We start from the raw sequence: 21,838 nt of genomic DNA, 5'->3' as shown, positions 1-21,838 counted from the left end.
GAGGGTTGTGCAGGTGTGTCAGCGAAGTCGGGGCTGTGGTGTCAGGGCACGGGTGCGGTGGTGTCGGGTTCGGGGAGGAGGACGACTTCGTGTGGTCCGTAGGTGATGTGGTTCTTGACCCGTCCGGTGCCGTGGAAGGTCAGGGTGGTTTCGGTGACGGCGCCGCTGTCTTTGTCGCGGATGACGGTGACCGCGGCGACGGTGGCCGGGTGTTCGTTGCCGCGACTGTCGTCGACGAGGACGGTCATTCCTTCGGTGACTGCGGAGGCGGGTATCGCGTCGGCGAAGTCGTCGCCGGCATCGGCGGCAGGTGTGTCGTCGTGGTGGCCGAGGACGGTGGGCTCGGGAGCTCGGCCGTAGGCGCGGGCCGCGACGGCGACGGAGCGCTCGGATTCGATGAAGTGGCGCAGTTCGGTCGAGTAGAACGCGATGTGCGGTTCCTGCTGGGGCCGCAGCCCATTGATGATCTTCTTCTCCGAGGTCGAGAGTTGGTTCCATTTGTTGGGGTGCGGGTCGACGTTCGGTGTCCACCACATCTGCGCATCGACGGGCACGCCGTCGTTGCCGAGGGCGACTCCGCGGCCGGGGACGGAGGTGTCGATCTCGCGGCCGATCTGCGAGTCGCCCCACAGCATCATCGCGCCGTCCTGCGAGAGGTTGCCGAGGGAGATGCGGGTGCCGAAGTTGTCGCGCGCGTTGCCCGAGGCGCCGCCGAAGAGGGACGCGTCGGGTCGTTGCACACCGAGCAGGAGCCGGATGCCGGCCGAGCGTGCGAGGACGGCGAGATCTGCCCACGCCCCGAGTGGGTCGAGTTCTTTGAGGAGTTCGCGGGTTTCGTCGTCGCCGGTTTTGGCGAGGCGCTGCCATTTGCCGGAGAGGATGAAGAACTCGTCGAGGACGGCGATCAGGAGCGGAAGTTGGGACGGCTCGATCTTCTTCACGTGGACGTAGTGGTTGCGGGCCATCATTTCGCTGTGTAGGGCACGCACGAGCATCGCGGAGCGGACGGCGTCGTAGACGATGGCGGCGCACCCGGGGTAGCCCTCGAGTCCGTCGAGTTCGATCATTTTCGGGTCGACGCCCAGGAACGGGATTCCTCGTCGCGATGCTTCGGTGAGCAGGGTGCGGATCACCGATGTCTTGCCGCCGCCGGTGGGTCCGACGATCAGGCAGTGAGGTTTGTTCGACTTGGTGGAGATGTCCCAGAACATGTTCACCTCCGATGCTGCCGTCGCGTAGGGCAGGTGGCGCAGGTTCTCGTCGACGAGTTCGAGAGGGTGATCGACGCGGGTGGGTAGTGGGGCGCGCAGGCTCATCAGGAGATAGCCCTCAGAGGGAAACCAGTCGGTGGCCCAGGTGCGGCCGGATTCGTGCTCGCCGGCGAGGGCGGCGAGGGCTTCGTCGACCTTCTTCTGGAATCCGCGTGCTCCGCTGGAGAGGGTGGGTGTGAAGCTGATCTTGAAGGCGGTTTCGACGTCGCCGTCGAGCGAGGCGACGCTCACGGCCGGCTCTTTCAGCGGTCCGTCTTTGAGGGAGTTCGCCAGTGCCTTGTGCCGCGGTGATCGAAGGTCGGGCTGGGTCAGCGTGCGGGTGATGCGGATCCGGTCGCGGTGGGCGTCGTGGACGACGGTGTAGGTCCATTTGCTGGTGCGCCTCCTCGCGGAAGCTCGGACTGCGGTGGTGAACTCGTCTAGCTCTTTCGGACGGATGATGGCGCCGCGTGCCAGGGTGATGGTGGCGCTGCGCAGGGTGGTGATGCCGGGCGGATATCCGGTGGTGATTTTGACCGGGGTGTGGCGGGTGCTTTGCCGGATTTGCGCGTCGAGTCCGGCGCGGTGACGGTGGGTGAGGAACCGTGCCATATCGCAGGCGAGCAGGCCGAGAGTGAGGGCGACGAGTGGCCACCGGTATTGGTGGACTGCGGAGACTGCGCTGTCGAGCTGTGGGTTCGCGAATTGTTCGGCGAGTTCGAGGAGCTGCGGCGCGAGAAACGCGAGTGTTGTTGCGATGACGGCGAAAGGCGCCCACGCCCTGTACGGGCGGATGGCGGACTCCCCCGCCTGGCTTGTTCGCGCGTGGGGTTTGTCGGAGCCGAAGAGGTCGACGAGAAAGTCTTTGAGCGGGTCCTGCTGGCTTCTGCTCACCGTCTACTCCTCTCGCTCGAATCCAGTCCCGAGGCGGTCGTCGCCGGGGTGTGTGGGGTGCACTGTCACAGAGCGCGGGATGCAATCTCAACCCGCCTGTGGATAACTTGTTTCGCGGGTGCGTGGCTGGAGCGTGCGTCACATGCCCGATCGGTGATTCCGGGGCGCGATAGACACCCATCGCCTCTACCCGCGGCTGGTTCTGGTTGTGGTGCTGCGCATTACCGATCGCAGGACCCGCGACGGCATCGCCGCTACACCGTGTGGGGACTTGTTCAACCACCTACACCACAGGCCCGATGACGATGTACATCTCGAGTGGTTTTTGTCTTCCTGCGCCACGGTTCGCGGACCCCTGCAGGCTCTCGAACGACTCGCTTCGTGAGGTACAGAACCCGGCGCTCGAACGCCCGAGAGCGGTGTCGATCACCCCGTGGCAGGCGCCACGCCACGATGATCCGGCGATACTCCGCACAGAACCCTGACCAGCAGTTGATTGAAATATGTTGGCGCGAAGCAATTTTGACCAGTACACTCCCCCTAGGCCCGAAGGGCCGGGGGAGTGACCCCGAAGGGGAAGAGTGAATCGGACCCCTGAATTCCACCTCTGTCCGCGACCTCTGCAGGCACCCTCGATGCGGGACTCTTCGAGCACCGGCCGCACAGCCTGCTGCGTGTGCGTGCTGAACACGCTGTGCATGCAGAGCATGCACACCACGCAGGTGGTGGCGGGGACCCGTTCTTCGAACTTCTGATCATGGCCACGGCGCGGGTGCCTCGAGCAAGCTCGAGCAGGGGCGACTCGCACAGCGGGCGGACACGTTCCGAAAATGGTTCTGTGCCAGGTTCTTCAGGCGGACGAAACCCACGAAGCACAGCGAGGGAGACACGTGCGGATCTCCATGGTCTGCGGCGGGTCCGTCGACAATGCCCATTCACAGCTCTCTGCCGCTCCACTGAAGGAACCCTCCCGTTGAGGTCCGGGAAGTCTCCCGCGGACACCCGCAGCGAAGACCGTTCCGTGGCCGCGCTCCCCCTGCATTCGAGTTAGTTCCCGCGATCGCCGAAAGATCCCCGACGGGGTGAATCGCGACACCTGAACACACACCCTCACGCGACGACACGCGGCAGCGCTGATCGACAAACGCGCCAACCGCGGAGCCGAAAAAGTTATCCACAGGTCGCATTGAAATTCCTGCCACCACTCTTCTACGTTTCCGCGCAACCACATTCGTGGGGTCTGGTTACACCACTGTGTTGGAGAGTGCTCATGTTTTCTCTTGCTTCCACCGTGATCGACGTGTCGATCCCGCCGACGCATCCACCGCTCGCCGCATACGCGGTGACCCTCGCGCAGTCGACGGACGTCAATACCGGTGGTCTGCGCGCGTGGATCAAGGACAACATCGTCTTCACCATCCTCATCGCCCTCGCGTGTGTGGTTCTCGTCGGCGGGCTCAAGGGCAATTTGTCGCGGGTCTTCACCGTCGGCGGACTCGGGTTGTTCGGGCTTGCCTACCTCGGTATCGCGACATCGGAATCGGCGGCCACGGGGATCGGCAATTGGATTCTCGGGCTCGTCGGTATATCGACCTGACCGCTGATGCCTGCGCAGAGACCATTCGAAGGGGATGCCCGGTGATCGACAACGATGACCTGATGTACCGCGTGGACCGGCACTACCTCGGTCCGACCGGTTATCCACTGCCCGTGCGGATCCGCTACACGGCCGGCATCGTCGGCGTGGTTGCTTTCGTGGTGGTGTTCGTGATCGGTCGCGGAATTCTGCACGTCCCGCTCGGGTTCAAATCGCTGATGGTGATGGCCGTAATCACGGTGTGGCTTACGACTCGGATCGCGAAGTTCGTCACCCCGGACCGCCCACTGCGGTCGGTTCTCACGGCCGCTCTCAACGACCTCGTTGCGCCGCGCCCACCGAAGCGCGGTACACCCGTGTTCATCTCGCTACCCGAGCGGTTGACTACAGGAGAACGTGCCGTCGTACCTGTTCGCCTCGACGGTGAGGATCACCGATGACCGTTCCCGAGAACGACATTGCGGCTCTGTTCGATCCGAAGCTCGACGACCCGGTTCCGGTCATTCCTCCCGGTGCCCTCCCGCCGTCGTGGGCTGCAGTGCAGTCGCATGCTCCGCAACCGGCGCGTGCGTGGTCGGAAGCCGAACCCGCACACGCTCCGGATGGTTCTGACTACGACCACGGCGAGGACGACACCGCCGGCCACACCTCCCCTGCAACCGATCCGGACCACGTCGCAGACAAAGTGCTCGGTCGTCAGCGTCGTCGCACAGGCAAGAAACGGGCAAGGTCGGCAACAGATCGGGGCAAGGCAGCAGCGAAGAAACGTGCAGACCGCGAGCGAAAAGCGGTACGGCTGAAACTGACCGGCACATCAGCGAACATCACCCGCACCGCGACCACGTCCACCGCATGGTTTGTCCAACGCCAGGGGCCGTGGAATTTCCGCACCACCGGTAAGCAGCGCCGCTTCATTCAGGACGAAGCGATCATCCTGACCAATCTGCAGAAGGCTGGCGTTAGCAAGGTGCATCGCCGCCTGGTGCGCACCCCGTTCCCCGTCGCGCAGTGGGCGGTCGATCACGACAAGTGGGCGACCCCGATTCCCGATGTTCCCGGCGCGTTGTCATGGGCGGACTACCTGCGCGGGCAGCAGCATGCGATGTTGTGGTCCAACGCGACGATCAAAGGCCGCTACTGGGGTATCGAACTGCCGCAACGCTCCTCACTCGGCCAGGGGTTGGACTGGACCGCCCGGATGCTGCGCCACCTCGCTCACTGGCCTCTGCTGGGCAGGGTGTGCACGGGGGTGAACAGCTGGGCCGACGACGCCTTCGACCGGGAGCAGAAGGCCCTTGCCGATCACCTCGCCACACTCGAACGAATCATGTCCGGCCGTGGCGTGAAAGCAACACCGGCCACCCCGGCCGCGATCGACTACTTGCTGCGCCGATCAGCGACCATCGGTCTACCGCTGGAAGCTGGCGGTGCGATCGCCGGCGCCGGAGATTGGGAAGAAACCGACGTTGCCGCCCTCGAAGATCTCACCGACCTCTCCCTTACCCCGGGCGACGGGTACACCACCGTCTCCGGCGTCGTCGACGGCCGCAAGTACACCGGCGTGGTGATCGTGCTGACGATCGGCCGCATGGCTCCCCTACCGATTCCGGAACGGATGTTGCCGTGGCAGATCATCGGGGACCCATCCGGTGAACCTCTCGAATGGTCCGATCGCATCGAGCTGCACGACAAAGCGAAAACGATCCGCACCATGCGCTCGCTGACCGGCAAGATCGAATCGCAGTTCGACCACTACACCGTCGAACACGATCAGGTCCCGCCGAAAGAGTTGGCGGAGCAGCACGCCCGCGCGCAGGACGTGATCTCCGACGTCGAGGAAGACCATTCCGGACTCTCGACTCGAACCACCGGGTGGTACCGCCTCGCGGTGGTCGGCACCGATCCCGACGATGCGAGGCAGAAAGTCTCCGATCTGCAGGAGATGTACTCCCCGCACATCGCGCTCGAACAAGAGCACGGCCAATACCAGTTGCTGCGCGAGTTCATACCGGGTGAGCCGCAAGCCAACATCGCCAACAAACGGCACATGGATGTCGAAGCAGTCGCCGCCGGGATGGCGACCGTCAGTGACCGGATCGGTGACCGCCGCGGTGTCGTCCTGGGCGAGACTGGATCCATCTCGCCGCGCCCGGTGATCTGGGACCTGTTCGCCGCGCACGAGATCAAGCACAAGTCCGGTCTGACACCGATCGTCGCCGTACCCGGTTCGGGTAAGACGTTCCTGGCCGGCATGATCGTCTACCAAGCCGTGAGAGCCGGCGCGTACGGCGTTGTCCTCGACCCCTCCGGTCCGCTCGCTGCGTTGGCCGGTCTACCGGAGTTTCGTGATATCGCCCGCGTCTACGCTCTCACCGGTCGCGATTCACGTGCTGGTGCCTTGAATCCGTATCGGGTGATCACCGATCCGCGTCGTGACGATCCCGAGTACGACGCCCGTAACGTCGAGTTCGTCCGGGATGCAGATCCGTTCGCGGCGGCGCAGTCGAAGTTCGATGCGGATATGCGTGCAGCTGCCGCCGAGCGTGTCGAGGTCGCCGTTTCGGTGCTCAAGATGATGCTCACCGAACGGCATCTGCATCTTGAGCACACCGAACCCGTGCTGCACATGGCCGCGAACCTGGTCGGCGGCGACAGCAACCACAACCTCCGGGAAGTGTTGGCCGCGATCCAATCCATCGGAGTGAGCGATCCGGACCAGGCGGTCAAAACGTGCGCGAACGGGTTGTACCAGCAGCTCAGTTTGATGTCGGAACTGACCGAGGCGCGTGTGCTGTTCCCGGAGGAGGGCACGATCGGCAGTGGAGCGGATGCGTTCGATGCCGACATCCGTCTGACGATCTTGACGATGCCGGGCCTGCAGCTACCGCCCGAAGGCACGCCGTCCTCGCAGTGGACACCGCAGCAACGGATGACGGCGCCGTTGATGCACATGGCCGCGTGGCTGGCGAACAGGCTCGTCTACGAAAAGCCTCGCCACGTGCGCAAGGTGCTCTTTCTCGACGAAAACAAATACCTCGAATCCACTGGCGCAGGCCGCACCCTCAACCTCCGAATCGCGCGCGACTCACGCAAGTTCAAGGTCCGTGCCCTGGTCTGCTCGCAGCTTCCGGATGATTTCCTCGGATTGGACGGCAGCGACGACAAGACCGCCCTGACCTACGAGGTGTTCGTCGGTGACGTCGGCGGTGATCCGCATGCAATCGAAGGTGCCCTGAAATTGCTCAAACTTCCCGCCGGGCAAGGGTTCGAGCAGTTCCTCGCTGAACTGGGCAGCGGCGGCGAGGACACTCTCGACGAGGACACCGACACCTCGTATCAGGACGAAGCGCGGCGCTGGATGATCCGGATGGCTGACGACGTGGAGCTGGTGCGTTCGAGCTGGATTCACTACGTGCATCTCGCGCATGTGTTCGCGGCGCTGAATTCTTCGTCGGCGAAGAACGCGCTCGGCGGCGCCGCATGAATACCCGCGGAGGGCTCAGAGCGCCCTCGGCAGAGCTGAATGGCGCAATCCCCCATCGATCGCGCGTTCGGGCGCTGACCGTCAATCTGGCGCGGGTTCTCGCCGTTCTAGCGCTGGTGCTGGTGCCCCTCGTCGCCCCAGGTGGGCCAATCGCATCTGCCGGCGGATTCGACTGCAAAGACGTCCCCTCCCCCGAGTTCCCGAACTCGGTCATGGCAGCCGAGTTCGATTCCTCGAGCAAAGACCGCGAACCGAAACCGAGCGGCACCGGCTACGAAACCTACGGGTGGGCCGGATTACGCTGGTACACCTACGACCTCGGCTGCGGCAACGACCTGGTCCGCGCACCCGACGCCGTCGCGGACACCACTCTGGGCAACACATTCCTCGCAATCGGCAAGGGATTCGCAGCTGCCGCGTTCTGGCTCGACGACCAGACGAAGACCGGAGCAGCTGCCGAAGAGGCCGGGATCGCCCCGGCCATGGTGCAGTTCGACCAGATCGTCGCCTCGATCTCCAACGGAATGCTCGGCGTCTACGGAACGTGGCTGGGTGTGGCATTGATCGTGGTCGCCACGATCATCATCTGGAACGCCCTCAAATCGAATGCCGCGGCCGTGACTCGCACCGTCGCGATCGCCGGCGCTGCAATGGCCATCGGAGCACTGTTCGTCGGCGCACCGCAAAAGGCCATCCAGGTCGCCGACGACACCTTCGGATCGGTCATCACCGACACACAAGGTCAGATGCTGTCCGTGTCCGGAAACACCGGAGACCCCCGCAATGTGCTGATCGACAAGATCTTCCTCGACGACTGGCGTAAGGGATGGTTCGGCGCGAATTTCAATGACCAGGAACTGCAACTTGGACCGAAGCTCCGCGACACCCTGGCATTTTCGTACGCGGAGCAGCAGAACGTGGCCGGCGACAACGAGGCTGCAAGTGAGCTTGCGAGCAAAAAAGGAGAGGATTTCGAAAATAATCTGGTTGAGAAGCTGAAAGATTTGAACCTTTCCTACAATCAGTTCCAGGGCAAAGACTCCGGACGCACCGGCACAGGGTTCATGGCGATGATCAAACTCGCCATGCCCTCCATCCTCTGGATCGGCGCATCCATCCTCAAACTCACTGCGCTACTAGCCATTCGACTCGCAATTCTCTTCGCACCGATCTGGGTTCCGATCGCCGCCGCACACGGCGGCACCCTCTCGCGCGTGTGCCGCATGATCGCCACCGCCTACATGTGGGGCGTGGCCGGCGCAGTCATCATCGCGCTGTACCTGATGGCGCTGGTCAAGCTGTACGACACCGACAACGGTCTCGTCGACGGCACGTGGCGGCTGTGGTTCATGGTCATCTTGACGGCGGTGTGCTGGTTCATCATGCGCCCGTTCAAACGGATGACTCAGACCTTCACCCAGAACCAAGCGGGCGCACTCAATCGCAAAGCTCGTCACGCTCAGACGTCGATGAAACAGAAGTTCTTCAAGGCCGGCAGCGCCGTCGTGGGCGGTCCCGCGGCGTCGATGGTCGAGGAAGGTGTCGGCGCGCTTCGGAAGGCGACCAAACGCGGTGGTGACCTCGACAAGGATTCGGTGACACCAGTGCGTCCGGAAGGACGCGAGTTGAATCAGCGACGCCGGCACGAGGTCGACAAATCGCGTGTCGATGCACGCAAGACGATGGATCGCCAACAGCGCCTGACGGATTCACGGAAGGACGCCCAGGACGTGCGGCGCCGAAGCCTAGCCGATACCGCCAAGAATTCCGCGGGCACCAAGCGGCCCATGTCGGATCGACCACAAACCGCCGGTCCCGCTGCCAAACCTAGCCGCACCCTCGCTCGACAGCTGATCGGAACCGAAGCCGGTTCACCGCGCAGCACTTCGTCGGTGAGTGAGACATGGAACGGAGGCCCGCGGTCGAGTATCGCGCCGATGAAGGTGTTCACTCCGTCCTCGCGGGATGCCCCCACCGAAACTCCGATGCCTCGATCGGGTGCGGCGCGCTCGAACTCGTCGACTACTCCGCGGTCGACGGCACGACTGTGGACGCCGTCGTTGACCTCAGCGGGTACTTCGTCCGATTCGACCGACAGGGTCAGCTGATGCCTTCCAGCACAGCCAATCCCGTCCTAGCACCGATCCGGCGGTGGGTGCTGTACTCGCGCACCAATCTGACGATCACGATCGTCTCTGCGTTCGGTGTGCTGTTCGTGGCGGGAGCAGTGTTCGGCCAGTCCCCCGCTCCGTCGAATGCTGCCTCGAAGATCCCGGCCTACGCCGCGACGACTGCGACGGACGCAGAATCGGCGGCGCCGGGTCTGAGCTACGCGTTGGCCGAGGTGACCGAATCCTCGATTGCCGGCAAGTCGATCGCGTCGGTAGCCGAGAGTGCACCGGCGACAGCGATGGCCTACGCGCACGTCTACGTCGATCAGTCGCTCTCGACCAGTGAATGGAAGTCCAAGCTGGGCGTGCACACCGCCGAAGCGCCCGGCGTGACGGTGGTCAATGCTCGTCCGATTGTGCCGGTCGCGATCACCGGTCCGACGCGCAGTGAGATCGTGGCCGGCACCGGCGGTGAGAGCGCGGTGCAGGTCATTGTCCCGACGCAGGCGGGGAATCTGCGGGTCACCCTGAAAGCCTCGGACACTGCCAAGGGTTCGACATGGCAGGTCCAGATGCCGCTGCCCACCCTGGACCGCAGCGAGATCGACAAGCTCGGCGTACCTTCCCTCGCGAGCACACCGACCTCGGAAGCTCCCACAACCACCACGACTCCGAAGTCGACGACCTCACCGAGCACTACCTCGCCCACGACGCCGACATCGACCAGCTCGACCACTGTTCCGTCGGCGGACCTCGAACCGGCACCGGTTCCTGTTCCCGGCCCCATCCCGATTCCCGACCTCGACACACCGCTCCCGGGAACGCTGTGAGTCGCCGCCGTGGAGCGGTAGCCCTGATCGTCACCGCCGCCACCGCCGCGATCCTGGGGCTGTCCGGATGCACGCAGCAGCCGGTGTTCCCCCACAACCGTTGCGGCGGCACCTCGTGGAGTGAGGGAGACGACAAGGGATCCTCTACCGGGAACACCGAACTGAAAGCATCGGGGCCGATCACCCGCCCGACCAAGGACGGAACGACGACGTTCACGTCCCCGTTCGGGCCTCGCTGGGGAACCGAACACCAAGGCGTCGACTTCGCCGGCCCCGTCGGGACACCGATCTACGCGGCGCTCGACGGTGTTGTGGTCAAGGCCGGACCCGCATCCGGGTTCGGGAACTGGATCGTGCTCGACTCGCTCGTCGGCGGAAAACCCGTGAGCACCGTCTACGGCCACATGTTCGACGACGGTGTCCTTGTCACGGAAGGCCAGCAGATCAAGGCCGGCGACCATATTGCGAACATCGGAAACAACGGCCAATCCACTGGCGCACACCTGCATTTCGAATACTGGGACGGGGGACGGCTGCAGGGTGGAACCGCTGTCGATCCGATGACCAAGCTCGGCGGAGCCCCCTTCCCCGCGGGCGAAGCGGGTAGTGATTCTCCTGCCATCGAGCTGGCCGCGTCATCATCGTCGATCGACTGCGCCGGCTTCGGCGTGGCAGGTGGCGGCGATCTCAAAGCCGGATCCGTTCCTCCGGAGATGGAACCATGGTTCCGCAAGGCCGGATCGCTGTGCCCCCAGATCAAGCCCTCCCTGTTGGCCGCAGATGCAAAGGCCGAATCCGGCTTGACCCGTGGCCTGACCTCCGGCAGTGGAGCGCAAGGTGTCACGCAGTTCATGCCGCGAACATTTGCTTCTTACGGCCAGGACGACGACAGAAACGGCAAGATCTCGATCTGGGACGATGGGGACGCGATCATGGCTCAGGGCCGATACTTCTGCTCCATCGCGGCGCAGGTCGACGGATGGATTGCCGACGGATCGGTCAAGGGCGATCCGAAATCGCTCTACATCGCTTCCTACAACGCGGGCGAAGGCGCGGTGAAGAATGCCGGCGGAATGCCCAGCGGCGGCGACTACACCACCCAGACACAGCCCTACGTCGCGAAAGTCCTTGCATACGAAGCAGAGTTCGCGTCCCCCGGAGGTAGCGGGGAACTGATCGTCTCGCCCGGTTCGGCGTCCGGATCGCAGGTGGTCGACGCTGCCCGCCAATTCCTCGGCACCCCGTACGTCTGGGGCGGCGGCAACATCAACGGCACCACCGGCGGTGGATTCGACTGCTCCGGACTGACCAGTTACGCCATCTACCAGGGAAGTGGAAACAAGATCACCCTGCCCAGGACATCCGAACAGCAGTGGAACGTCGGAGTCGAGATCCCTATCGACCAAGCACAAGCCGGGGATCTGGTCTTCGGTTCGTGGGCCGGAACAGGTCCGGGGCACGTCGGCGTCGCGATCGGCGGAGGCCAGATGATCCATGCTCCCACTACGGGGGACGTCGTCAAACAAGCTCCACTGCAGAGCGATATGAAAGCCAGGAGGGTTCTGTGAGCAACGCACGCCAGCTGGTTCTGCTTGCCGTCGCTGTCCTCCTCGTCGGTGGACTGGTGTACTTCCTCTTCGGTTGGGGCAACGAGGCGGAAACCGAGACAGCTGAACAGATCGCCCCAGCACCGGCGCCGCTGACCATTTCGACTTCGCCGGCTCCGACAACAATCGACATCACCGAAGATCCGGATACGGAGCGAGCCGAAAACATCGCTCGCCAGGCACTTTCCGTGGCGTTCACCTGGTACCCAGCAACGGACCGTAGCCCCACCAATGGATACGCACGCGCCCGGGAATGGTTCACCGACACCCTGGCACAGACCCTGCTCGTCGACACGCACACCGAACGAGGACCAGGAGCACAGTGGAACCAATGGGCCTCCGACAACGCCAAAGTGGTCGCCGATGTGACTGTGGGTTGCTCCGGCTGCCCACCAGATACCGATGCACTCGTCCGCCGAGTCGCCACCATCCGCCAGACCGTAATTACCGGAGATGCGACCAATCTTGTCGTACCGGAAACGACCGTGTGGGTCACGCTCTCCAAGGAGGTTGATCAGTGGCGCATCGACACCATTCAGTACTGAATAGCCCATCCACCGACACAAAGAAGTGGAGGATCGTCCTTCGAAATCCAGTCGATAGGCGACTTCAAGAATGTAGTCGAATATTACTTGTACACAATACTTTTCACGTCCTGCGCTACACCCATCACGATAGACCAGTATCGACGAGGAGACTCATGAAAAGACGTATTGCTGTAGTCACGGCGCTCCTTACGTTACTGCCGCTCCTGCCTGCATGCTCGACACCAGCGACACAGAGGGTCGCCACCCCCAACCAATCCGCCAGCACAGACGGCGACCGAATCGGGGTGGTCACGCCGGCCGAATCCTCCCTCTGGCCTGGAAACTTAGCGATCGGCGTGGGAGACATCCAAAGCGATCAATTCATTACCACACCGGCCCCGGACCAGGTCCAAGCTAGGTGCATTGGAGCAGGAGACAATCTCACAATCGGCATCACCGCACCTAACGGCTGGAACGCCCTACTTACGCATGGATCTCAAACCATCGCCATCGAAAACAAGGAACTCGACTACCCCTTGCAGGAGTTCACCACTCCGCAAAGCGCACTCGACAGCGAGAGCGAATCGAACAACAAGTTCGGAACGACCGACCTCTTCCCGCCTGGCGTGACGTGGGATCTCCCACAGCTCGGCGACGTCGAGATTCAGTTAAGCCAGAAGACACCGCCCCACTGGCAAATCCGAGCAAGGGAGAGAGTCACCATCGACATGCACGTACGATGCGAAGGGACGTAGCCGCACGCTTAAGCCAGGAACGATACCTCCAAGGGCCACATAACCGGCAATAGCCGATTCACACTGATACGCCAGCATCTGTGTCCCGTTTCGTTGCCGGATAGTGTGTGCAGGTGAGCTATTTTGATGGTCGGATTGTCGCAGTGACAGGTGCAGGTGCGGGGGTGGGCCGCCAGCTGGCCATTCAGTTGGCAAGACAAGGCGCGTCACTTTCTCTGATCGACCGCGACCAACATGCACTCAATCAAACGATCAGCTTGATAGGCACGCAGTCAGGTGTAATCCGCATGTCGGTTGTAGATGTTTCCGACCGTGACGCTATGCATGCCTGCGCCGCTGAGACATTCGACGCTTTTGGGAGCATCGACGCAGTATTCAACAACGCTGGCGTCCTCTACACCGGGGACGTGCTCGATGCTGAGTTCGATGACTTCACACATGTAATGCGAGTGAACTTCTGGGGTGTAGTCAATGGATCAAAAGCGTTTTTGCCCTTCATATTTCGATCAAATGAGGGAAACATCGTCAATGTTTCCTCTGCATTCGGTTTGATGTCGGCGCCCGGATACTCGGCATACAACGCAGCCAAATTTGCCGTCCGAGGTTTCACCGAATCGCTACGGCAGGAGATGTTGATTCTGCATCCGCAAGTCAAGGTGTCTTGCGTCTTCCCTGGCGGAATCAAGACCTCGATTGCACGGACTGCCCGTATGGCTGCACCGATAGACAGACAAGCAGTCATCGAGTACTTCGAACACAGCATCGCGAGAACCGAACCGGAGAAGGCCGCGCAGGTTATCTTACGTGGCGCAAAACAAGGACGTCCCCGGATACTTGTCGGCGCAGACGCTCGTATCATCGACGCACTGACCAGAATCTCCGGATCTGGATACCAACGCCTGATACCGGCCACCAATAGGGCAAATCGCTCCTAGCCTGACCCAACGAAGTCCGTATGAGGACATTGCGCCCGCCAGCCTGGGACCTTTTTCCGTTATCAGCGGTTACATGTACAGAAGAATTTGCGTAGTGTTCGTCTGTTCACAATCCGCGGGGAGAGGAACGACCACTGTGACAACAAAATGGTTGATGATCGAAACATTCGGCGACGCTGCACCATCCATTGTTGGGTTGGGTAGCGCACCAAGGCGATTCGTGCCAATCGAGAGAGTACTGAAAAGTAGGGACTCACTCGAACTTGTGAAGAGGATCATCGAGGAAGTCAGTGCTTCACCTGGACAAATTGATCGGAGATCAGCAGACGGGCAACGTCGCCTCATCGTTGAGCCCCTGATCACGTTCAGCGGTCGCTTGCATGGAATACATCTGTGGTTCGGAAGATCGAACGAGACAGTACCCGAACATGATCCGGCTGGCGCATGGCTATTCAATCTTACTGCAGGCAAGGCAAGTGGAAGCGTCGCCCTACTGGATTTGTACGGCGTCCCCGAGGACGAACGCCACACAGAGAAGGCAATGGCGGGCGCGTTCACACGATTACGGACAAATCATGACGAGAGCGACGCACTGTCAAAGATAGTCCAGTCGCAACCCGGAACGGTTCACCAAGCCGTCTGGACGGTGGAGAGGGATGATGGAGAACTGCGCGCAGCTCACTTCTCCTGCCGAATGCTCAAAGAGAACGATCCGGAAACAGGTCAACCCCAAGTGATCCTGCGCGGGATTACTCAAGATATCGGACCAGCAGTAGAGGTAACCTCCGCACCTCCTCCGGTGGTTCTCGAATACAGGGTGCTAGAGGCGGCAACCAATGACGGAGAGTATCGAGCCATCGTCAATCTCAAGACCCTGCAGTTGATTCGATGGGTCGGCGACGCCATGCCGGGACTTGCATGGGAATCAGTTGACGATCAGGTCGAACCCAGCATTCATCCGGACGACTTCCACATTGCACTTGCGATGTCAGAAGGTCTCGCACGGGGTAAGACCCGCGGAGTCATTCGTTTCCGCCAACTGAGCGGAGCCTGGAAAACCTATGCTGTGGACGCAACTCTGATGATGCTGAACCAACATACGACGGCAGGCCTGGTCATGATTCGCGAAGCAAGTTCTCCGGAATAGGAGAGGCCCATGCATCTGACATAGCGCCTTCACCTTCCCTGGCCTAAAGATCATTTACGATTTCACCTCTGCCGCAATTGATTCGAAGACTTGGACCAGTCCCGGCCACCAGCGCGTGATGTCGATGAACATCGACTTCGGCGGCGTCGCGCGCAATGATCACCGAATGTTCAAGCGTTTTGGGACCTAGTACCCAAGATGCTTGCGGCCTATTGCGGTAGAACACTAGGCATCAGTAACGTGCAACTGCGCGCCCTTCAGGGGCTCCGGCAGTGAGTGGTTACAGGTGACTCCGCCAGGTAGCGCGGACGGTACTAGTTGCCGCTCGATCCCGCACCTGAGACTCAACCGGAGGCCCGTTTGTGCCGCACACACGTCGACTACCTCAGTTGCCATGTCGATGCCCTTGCGTACCTATGCAGGTACACCAGCAGGTCGAGTCCTGGCACGCTCGTAGCTTGCATGCAATTCAATTGCACTGATTCCCAAAGCATCCGCCAACTTTTGAGCATTCGCAGGCGTCAGGAGCACTTCGCCTCGCTCTATTCGCGCGATCATCGAGGTGCTGATGCCCGTGAGCTTTCCGAGCTGAGGTTGCGTAAGCCCGAGGAGGATGCGCCAATCACCGGGGAACCGTTCATCCTCCGGAACTATTACCAGTTCACTCATAGGGACATCAAGCGTGCGGGCAACCAAGGCCAACGTATCAACCTGAGGACTCCGGTTGCCGGACTCCCATTGCTGCACTGTCGCGCCGCCCACCCCAGCGCGACGAGCAAGATCTGCTCGACTGAAGCCTTTGCTCTCACGCGCACGACTAAGTCGCGCGGGTTCGAACCCGCGCATAACACGGCGACTCATGTGGGCATTCCGTTCGTCATTGCTAGACACCATGCCGCACCTCCTCTAGGGTCTAAACGTGCATGACTTTAATCGATGCAATTGTTGTAATAGGCACACGGCAGCGAGTCCACATCTCACAGGCAAAGGGGTGATCTGACACATCGAAAGAAGTTCCCCCGGTCGCTACCAACGACCAGGGGAACGATGTCCAAACGGGTTGGCGCCCGTCCAGAGTTTTCTTCAGTTGCAGAAAGGATTCTGCGATGTCTATCTTAGTGGACCCATCGGGTCCGGATGACGTGTTCCACGATCGGTATGCAGCTCTCTCCACACTTGTCCTTCGTCGGCTTGTTGCGCGGCATTCGTCGATCGGCGGGCGTTGCGATGGTTGCGGTTTGAGTGTTTCGGAGCTTGTTCCGTTGTGCCCGGAGGCTGCGGCCGCGTTGCGTGAGTTGACGCACCGTGAGGGCCGGGGATCATCTGCGGTCGTGTTGCCGCAGTTCAGTACTGACGATCTTCTTCGGGTTGCTGCTTTGCATCATCCTGATCGGGTTGGTCGGTGCGCGCGGTGCGGGTTCGTTTTCTCGTCGGAGTGCGATGTGTGTCCGACTGTGCGAGCTGTTCGTGTGGAGTTGGAGGTTCGGGGTGTGGTGCCGATTGTTGGTGCCGAGCCGGGCATGGGGTTGTGCGCGGGGAAGTCACGTTCGTGGGAGATGGATGGCCGCACGGTGGTGGAGTGGCGTCGCGCGATCTCCTGGTGTGAGGCGTGCCCGTTGTTGGCGCAGTGCCGTATAGATGCGGCCGCGGCGGTGGAACGTGGGGATGGTCCGCAGCGAATGATCATGGCGGGCAATGCGTATGACAGTCACGGAAATATCGTCGACGGTGAACGCTTGGGCCTGTACGAGTCGTTGACGACAGCAACGCGTCGTCGCCGGGATTCGGAGGTGGCCGCGTGAGGGCCGCGGTGCCGCCGCCGACGGTGTTGGCGTGCGCGGTCGATCCTCAATCGTGGGATTTGGATGAGGGTTCGTATCGAGCGGGTGTGGATGCGCAGGCTGAGTGTTTCCGGTGCCCTCGTTTGGCGGATTGTCGGAAGGAGTTGTCGTCGATGGTGGCGGCGGATACTCCGCCTCGGTCGATGATTTGGGCGGGTGTGCCGTTCAGTCATCGTGGCCGGCCGATTACTTCAGATGCGGTGTTGCGTTCGTACTATCGGCGGGTCGACGGGCATCGCGGTACTTCTCGTGGGAGCGCTGCGTGACCCCGATAGTGGGGTCGTTCGCTCCGGTCTTCACACGGCCGCTCGACACAGTGGCATCAGATGGGTCCCCGGTGCTGATCTTGAGGACATTCGAATCAGCGTGGTCTGTGTACGGAATCCTCGCCGACACGCACGGCCATGTGCCGGTACGGGACCGCTACGACCGGTTGTGGATCCTCGTCGAAGTCGCCGGCCGCCTGCGTAGTCGCCGCACCTTCATTCACGATCATCCGCACATCGGTGACTCACCGGATGTGTACGGGTTGATCGACGTGGACTCCCGCGCGATTCTTCATGCCCGCGATCTGATCGAAGCCCACGGCCCGTTGAGGGTCGACCCCTCCCCTGCCGCGGTCCTCGCACCCCTCCGTACTGATACGACGGATGCCGCGCACCTTCCCACCTGCACGTCACAAGCCTCGTTCGACGTCACCCGATTGGACTGCCCCACATGACAACACACCGCTTGCTCGACGAACTGAACAACCCCCACCACCCCCTTCCTGACATCATCTATGGGATCAGTACCGGGGCCCTCCCCTCCCCCGCCTCGAGCGGCCTTCCCGCCGAACGATGGCAATGGCTCGCGCACCTCTTCACCCACCCGCGCTGGGGAATGACCGCGATCGTCGACGGACTCGACCACGTCTGCGCCCCCGTCGCCCGGCTGTGCCAACTCACCGCCCACCCCATCCACCCCCTCAACGTGCGAGAACTGTGGGCCGCAGAACAACTCCCCACCATCGAACTCATCGCGGAGCATTCCCCGCACGAGGACGGTCACTGGGAAGTCCTCAACACTGCCCTGGAGCTGATCACCGACGGACTCGACCACTGCAACGGACTCGAGACCTCCGGGATCGAAGCAGTCACCTCCGCATTCACCGCCGTCATCACCGCACAGGACCCTGCGACCGCCCGCGCAAGTATCACTGCGGCCGTCGAACACTGGATTCATCCCACATGCACCACCGCATCATCTGTTTCGACACAGTTGGGGGCAGCATCATGACAACAACACCGCATCGATCGCCGCTGATCGAATCCATGATCAGCACCGCCTCCACAGCGCTCCTGAAAGAAGTAGGCATCACCTTCCCCACCGACGCCGAGATGGCCGAGGTACGACAACTCGCTGAAACGATCGTCCGGGACACCGTCGACGCCCTCGCCGGCCCGCGCGATCTGTCGGTCGGGTTACGCGACAACCTCATCGACGTGGCAGATCTCGTTGCCTCCGATCCGGAAACAGCGTCGGTCGATCAGATTCACGAAGTCGCGGTTGCGCTGCGCGGGCTTCTGGATCTGCACATCCCCGTGCGATCGAATCATTCGTGATCGCGCTCGTTCTCGCTGTCGCGTTGGGGTGCGCCGGTGTTGTGGGGGCAGTGTTTTCGCTTCGCCCCACACGTTCCTGACATTCGAAACGCGACAGATCCGCACATCAGAGGTCGGCGTCCGACACAGACCGCCAACGGCAACTGACCTCGATAAACACCCGGCCTGACCCGAACACCGCCGAAAAAGGGAGCCCCGCCACCACACAGCGTGACATCCGAAAGACCTTGACACACAACTCCATAGACGCAGTCCAGAAACAACGAAACCCCCTTACGGGGGTTCGCCACACACTGAGCCAAAGCCAAATCAACAGCAAAGCCATGCCCGGCTCGCTGTCACTGATGAAGCCGAAGTAACCGCTCCGCCTTCTGCACTGCACTACTTCTTCACGCAACTGAAGGGATTTACCTGTGACAGGTACATCTCAGGGTAACGCACACCCTGAACCAGCTTCAACACTTCCACACAACACAATCCTCGACCGCTCACCATCAACGCGCCACACCCCCATCTCCGACGACGAATGGGCACACGCCGTACAACAAGCCACCGAAAACGTCACCCGCATCGAAACACTCAACCGAACAAGCAACCAACGCGGAAACTCCTGGTCCCTCCCCATCCCCGACGGCACCTACAGCCGTACCCCCACCTGGACCAGCCGCACACACTGGCAACACCAAGTCCGCACCCTCCTCAACTCCCCCACCGGCACGAAACTCTGCACAAACCACACCATCAGCACCGAAGCCGTCTTCGCCGTCGCCGTCATCCACGCCTCCCTCGCTGAGAGCGCAACCGGACGCTCAGTGACCGCCTCACGCGAGACCATCGCCCACCGTGCAGGAGTGAGCGCCTCCACCGTCAAACGCGCCCGCCGAGTCCTCACAGCCCTCGGAGTCGCAGTAGAACTCGTCCGCGGTCGCTACCTCAGCCGCCTCGAAGCCATGGCCGCAGAATCACACCACGGCCGCCGCCAATTCCGCGCAGCCTCCACCTGGGCACTCACCACACCCCGCCCGGTAGCAACGACCGTCACCCCTCCCTTCACAAAACCCAGAAAACCTTCCCGAGCCACACTGCGCACCAACGCATACCGGTCCAAAACCACCACACGGAACCATCCACAATCCGGTCACCGTGACCCCCTATCCCCCTCCGGGGGATTTGCACTTAAAGCTCTTGCTTTCAAGATCTCACCAACGCGCGCACAAACGCACGCGGGCAAGACAACACACCAACCAACAACCACACCCCGACCCCTCCACCTCCAACGCGCAGCAGCCGAACTCATCGCCCACGCACCAACACTGAAACCAGCCGGCCACATCGGAACAATCTGCGACACCCTCCAACAAACCGGAATCGACACCACCCGATGGACCGGCCGCGACATCGCACACCAACTCACCACAGACACCCAACAACGAGGCTGGACATGGCCCAACCACATCCCACGGCCAAGCGAATTCCTACGCTGGCGAACGACCCAACTAGATTGGACCGTCAGCTCGCCGACGGAACGAAGGCTCGAACACGATCGCCTTCGACGCTCGGAACAATCCCAACGACGCGCAGAATTCCGCAAGCGCGATGCGAGCAGAGCGACGGAAACAACCCGAATCGAAATCGTTCGAACCTTCCAAGCAACTCAGACCCCTTTCCGTCGAGAACTCACGACGACCACGCGCTCGATCTCTCATCGTGGGCACACGAACTGAGCGGCAATGTTCGCGAATCGTCTCGCTACCTCGCGCTCTGCCTGCCTCCTGCACCTCGACGGCGAACCTGTCGGAGGCCTCTGACAGGCTCGTACCCAAGGTCGAATTCACAGGGGAAGTAGGCGGGGGATGGAAAACTTGGAGCAGTGGGCCGAAAAGCGAGGGCCTTTGATTGCCATCACAGAAGCAGGCGAACTCGTACGTTCACACCTCGCCTCGAGCTCGAAAATGAGGGTGGTCATCACCGGAGAGTGCCGCGAACTGAAGCCACTAATGTCCGGATGGACCATGGAACTCGCAGTCCCCGTTGACCGAGCCGTAGTCAGCATCCCCGTACAGTTCGACCGCCCAACGACAGACGCAGTACGCAAGTACCTATACCGTCACACACAGCGAAACTTTCTCCAGCACTTCACCGTAGGAGCCGGAGTAACCATCGCCGGCGACCTCACCTACCATCCCGCCACTCACAGGCTGTTCTTGCAGGCACGGCAAGCGCAACCCGAGAAAACAATTCAAGGCCCAGTGAGTGCCGCCGAGAAGCTGCACCTCACCGCCCTGCAGCAGCTGACCCATCGCGGCGACATTCCCAAGGGTTCATGGCCCGAGAAGCTTGAACGTGTCACAGTCCTGTCTCCCGACAAGTCCAAAGCAGTCACCGACATTCAAGCAGTCATCGAAAACAAGGGCAAAGGAACCATCCAACTCCCAAAGTTCACGCATGTACCCGTCTCGATGAACCGCCACACTGTTGCAGAAAAACTCGTCAAGGCCCTCACAGCTATAGACCAAGGAAGCGCCGACCTCATCCTAATCACTCGCGGCGGAGGCCACTGGACCGATCTCTGGTCATTCAACGATCCGGAACTCGCTCGCGCCATACACCAATGCCCAGTACCGGTCATGGTTGCGATCGGACACGCCGCCGATCACACAAGCAACGCGGAACGTCTTGCAGTAGATCGCTTCCCGACTCCAACAGCTTTCGGACACGAACTCGTCCGCAAGCTGTACGCCAGGAACGGCCCGCGCAAGCCACGCGCCGCAACAGTGCCTGCGCCCACCTCACAAACCGCAACCGCACAAACACAACTCGACGCGCAGCGTGAACGCTGTCGAGAACTCGAACAGATGAACGCGGTGAACTCCTCGCACGCGAAGGAATGGCGCAGTGCCTTCCTCAACGAACTACACGCGAGCGGGACCGCGCGAGTGAAAAATCACTGGGCAACCGTCGCACTCGTCACAGCGCTGACCGGCGTTACAGCCGCCATGATCGCCACCGGCATCTCCGAAAACCTAACTGCCACCACCGTCATCCTCATCGCAACAGCCGTCATCGCCGCCTTGTGTTGGCGGCACCGACGACAGGCAGACGCCCCGCCGCGGTCCGCTCGAACATGCACAGTCCCCGTTGAGTCCATCGAATGGATCAGCGCAGCAAGGAAAGCCCGCACTCCACGACGCCACAGAGCTGTTTGGGCGCAGGTCCCTGCCAGCCTCACGAACCCGTGAAATCACCCACTTCGACA

Annotated in this window: 17 protein-coding genes; 15 read left to right on the top strand and 2 right to left on the bottom strand. The window is 61.7% G+C overall.

Annotated elements, in window-relative coordinates; translation table 11 throughout:
* Nucleotides 1-41: 41 nt before the first annotated feature.
* Nucleotides 42-2,144, bottom strand: coding sequence for an FtsK/SpoIIIE domain-containing protein (locus A0W34_RS32260; protein WP_081559531.1), 2,103 nt, complete (start codon nucleotides 2,142-2,144; stop codon nucleotides 42-44).
* A gap of 1,270 nt (nucleotides 2,145-3,414) precedes the next feature.
* Between A0W34_RS32260 and A0W34_RS32255 the strand changes: the two genes are divergently transcribed.
* The 10 genes from A0W34_RS32255 (at nucleotide 3,415) to A0W34_RS32210 (ending at nucleotide 15,137) form a co-directional block, all read left to right on the top strand.
* Nucleotides 3,415-3,741, top strand: coding sequence for a hypothetical protein (locus A0W34_RS32255; protein WP_076949101.1), 327 nt, complete (start codon nucleotides 3,415-3,417; stop codon nucleotides 3,739-3,741).
* Between the two features lie 41 nt (nucleotides 3,742-3,782).
* Nucleotides 3,783-4,181 (top strand): hypothetical protein, encoded by a 399-nt coding sequence (locus A0W34_RS32250; RefSeq protein WP_076949102.1) that lies wholly within the window; start codon nucleotides 3,783-3,785, stop codon nucleotides 4,179-4,181.
* The gene (locus A0W34_RS32245) at nucleotides 4,178-7,225 is read left to right on the top strand and encodes an ATP-binding protein (protein ID WP_081559529.1); all 3,048 of its coding nucleotides are present in this window, start codon (nucleotides 4,178-4,180) and stop codon (nucleotides 7,223-7,225) included. The genes A0W34_RS32250 and A0W34_RS32245 overlap by 4 nt, the downstream gene beginning before the upstream one ends.
* Nucleotides 7,222-9,333, top strand: coding sequence for a hypothetical protein (locus A0W34_RS32240; RefSeq protein ID WP_081559527.1), 2,112 nt, complete (start codon nucleotides 7,222-7,224; stop codon nucleotides 9,331-9,333). The genes A0W34_RS32245 and A0W34_RS32240 overlap by 4 nt, the downstream gene beginning before the upstream one ends.
* Nucleotides 9,333-10,166 carry a hypothetical protein gene (locus A0W34_RS32235; RefSeq protein ID WP_076949104.1) on the top strand — a complete coding sequence of 278 codons (834 nt, stop codon included), beginning with the start codon at nucleotides 9,333-9,335 and terminating at the stop codon, nucleotides 10,164-10,166. Before A0W34_RS32240 ends, A0W34_RS32235 begins: the two co-directional genes overlap by 1 nt.
* Nucleotides 10,163-11,734 carry a peptidoglycan DD-metalloendopeptidase family protein gene (locus tag A0W34_RS32230; RefSeq protein WP_076949105.1) on the top strand — a complete coding sequence of 524 codons (1,572 nt, stop codon included), beginning with the start codon at nucleotides 10,163-10,165 and terminating at the stop codon, nucleotides 11,732-11,734. Before A0W34_RS32235 ends, A0W34_RS32230 begins: the two co-directional genes overlap by 4 nt.
* Entirely contained in the window at nucleotides 11,731-12,318 is a 588-nt protein-coding gene (locus tag A0W34_RS33580; protein ID WP_076949106.1) for a hypothetical protein, read from the top strand. Before A0W34_RS32230 ends, A0W34_RS33580 begins: the two co-directional genes overlap by 4 nt.
* A 155-nt stretch (nucleotides 12,319-12,473) precedes the next feature.
* The gene (locus tag A0W34_RS32220; RefSeq protein ID WP_081559525.1) at nucleotides 12,474-13,055 is read left to right on the top strand and encodes a hypothetical protein; all 582 of its coding nucleotides are present in this window, start codon (nucleotides 12,474-12,476) and stop codon (nucleotides 13,053-13,055) included.
* Between the two features lie 113 nt (nucleotides 13,056-13,168).
* Nucleotides 13,169-13,990, top strand: coding sequence for an SDR family NAD(P)-dependent oxidoreductase (locus A0W34_RS32215; RefSeq protein WP_076949127.1), 822 nt, complete (start codon nucleotides 13,169-13,171; stop codon nucleotides 13,988-13,990).
* A gap of 136 nt (nucleotides 13,991-14,126) precedes the next feature.
* On the top strand, nucleotides 14,127-15,137 hold the full coding sequence (locus A0W34_RS32210; RefSeq protein ID WP_076949107.1) for a GAF domain-containing protein: 1,011 nt from the start codon (nucleotides 14,127-14,129) through the stop codon (nucleotides 15,135-15,137).
* A gap of 414 nt (nucleotides 15,138-15,551) precedes the next feature.
* Here the strand turns inward: A0W34_RS32210 and A0W34_RS32205 are convergent, their stop codons facing one another.
* Complete coding sequence (locus A0W34_RS32205; RefSeq protein WP_039972922.1) at nucleotides 15,552-15,983, bottom strand: helix-turn-helix domain-containing protein; 432 nt, start codon at nucleotides 15,981-15,983, stop codon at nucleotides 15,552-15,554.
* A gap of 644 nt (nucleotides 15,984-16,627) precedes the next feature.
* On the opposite strand from A0W34_RS32205, the gene A0W34_RS32200 reads away from it, so the two are divergent.
* From A0W34_RS32200 to A0W34_RS32170, 5 genes are all read left to right on the top strand, one after another.
* Nucleotides 16,628-16,939, top strand: coding sequence for a hypothetical protein (locus A0W34_RS32200; RefSeq protein WP_143541279.1), 312 nt, complete (start codon nucleotides 16,628-16,630; stop codon nucleotides 16,937-16,939).
* Nucleotides 16,940-17,240: 301 nt separating this feature from the next.
* Nucleotides 17,241-17,699 carry a hypothetical protein gene (locus A0W34_RS32190; RefSeq protein ID WP_081559521.1) on the top strand — a complete coding sequence of 153 codons (459 nt, stop codon included), beginning with the start codon at nucleotides 17,241-17,243 and terminating at the stop codon, nucleotides 17,697-17,699.
* Nucleotides 17,696-18,256 carry a hypothetical protein gene (locus A0W34_RS32185; RefSeq protein ID WP_076949111.1) on the top strand — a complete coding sequence of 187 codons (561 nt, stop codon included), beginning with the start codon at nucleotides 17,696-17,698 and terminating at the stop codon, nucleotides 18,254-18,256. The genes A0W34_RS32190 and A0W34_RS32185 overlap by 4 nt, the downstream gene beginning before the upstream one ends.
* Complete coding sequence (locus tag A0W34_RS32180; RefSeq protein ID WP_076949112.1) at nucleotides 18,253-18,582, top strand: hypothetical protein; 330 nt, start codon at nucleotides 18,253-18,255, stop codon at nucleotides 18,580-18,582. Before A0W34_RS32185 ends, A0W34_RS32180 begins: the two co-directional genes overlap by 4 nt.
* Nucleotides 18,583-20,831: 2,249 nt before the next feature.
* Complete coding sequence (locus A0W34_RS32170; protein ID WP_198035751.1) at nucleotides 20,832-21,821, top strand: exodeoxyribonuclease VII large subunit; 990 nt, start codon at nucleotides 20,832-20,834, stop codon at nucleotides 21,819-21,821.
* Nucleotides 21,822-21,838: the final 17 nt, after the last annotated feature.

It is taken from the genome of Rhodococcus sp. BH4, from assembly GCF_002079265.1.
In the GTDB taxonomy this organism is placed as follows: domain Bacteria; phylum Actinomycetota; class Actinomycetes; order Mycobacteriales; family Mycobacteriaceae; genus Rhodococcus_F; species Rhodococcus_F qingshengii.
This window is presented reverse-complemented; position numbering and strand designations above follow the sequence as displayed.

Bases quoted from the DNA above. Each gene is read 5' to 3' on its own strand.
- A0W34_RS32255 (WP_076949101.1), top strand. From the start codon at position 3,415: ATGTTTTCTCTTGCTTCCACCGTGATCGACGTGTCGATCCCGCCGACG.
- A0W34_RS32245 (WP_081559529.1), top strand. From the start codon at position 4,178: ATGACCGTTCCCGAGAACGACATTGCGGCTCTGTTCGATCCGAAGCTC.
- A0W34_RS32240 (WP_081559527.1), top strand. From the start codon at position 7,222: ATGAATACCCGCGGAGGGCTCAGAGCGCCCTCGGCAGAGCTGAATGGC.
- A0W34_RS32235 (WP_076949104.1), top strand. From the start codon at position 9,333: ATGCCTTCCAGCACAGCCAATCCCGTCCTAGCACCGATCCGGCGGTGG.
- A0W34_RS32220 (WP_081559525.1), top strand. From the start codon at position 12,474: ATGAAAAGACGTATTGCTGTAGTCACGGCGCTCCTTACGTTACTGCCG.
- A0W34_RS32205 (WP_039972922.1), bottom strand. From the start codon at position 15,983: ATGCGCGGGTTCGAACCCGCGCGACTTAGTCGTGCGCGTGAGAGCAAA.
- A0W34_RS32185 (WP_076949111.1), top strand. From the start codon at position 17,696: ATGACAACACACCGCTTGCTCGACGAACTGAACAACCCCCACCACCCC.
- A0W34_RS32180 (WP_076949112.1), top strand. From the start codon at position 18,253: ATGACAACAACACCGCATCGATCGCCGCTGATCGAATCCATGATCAGC.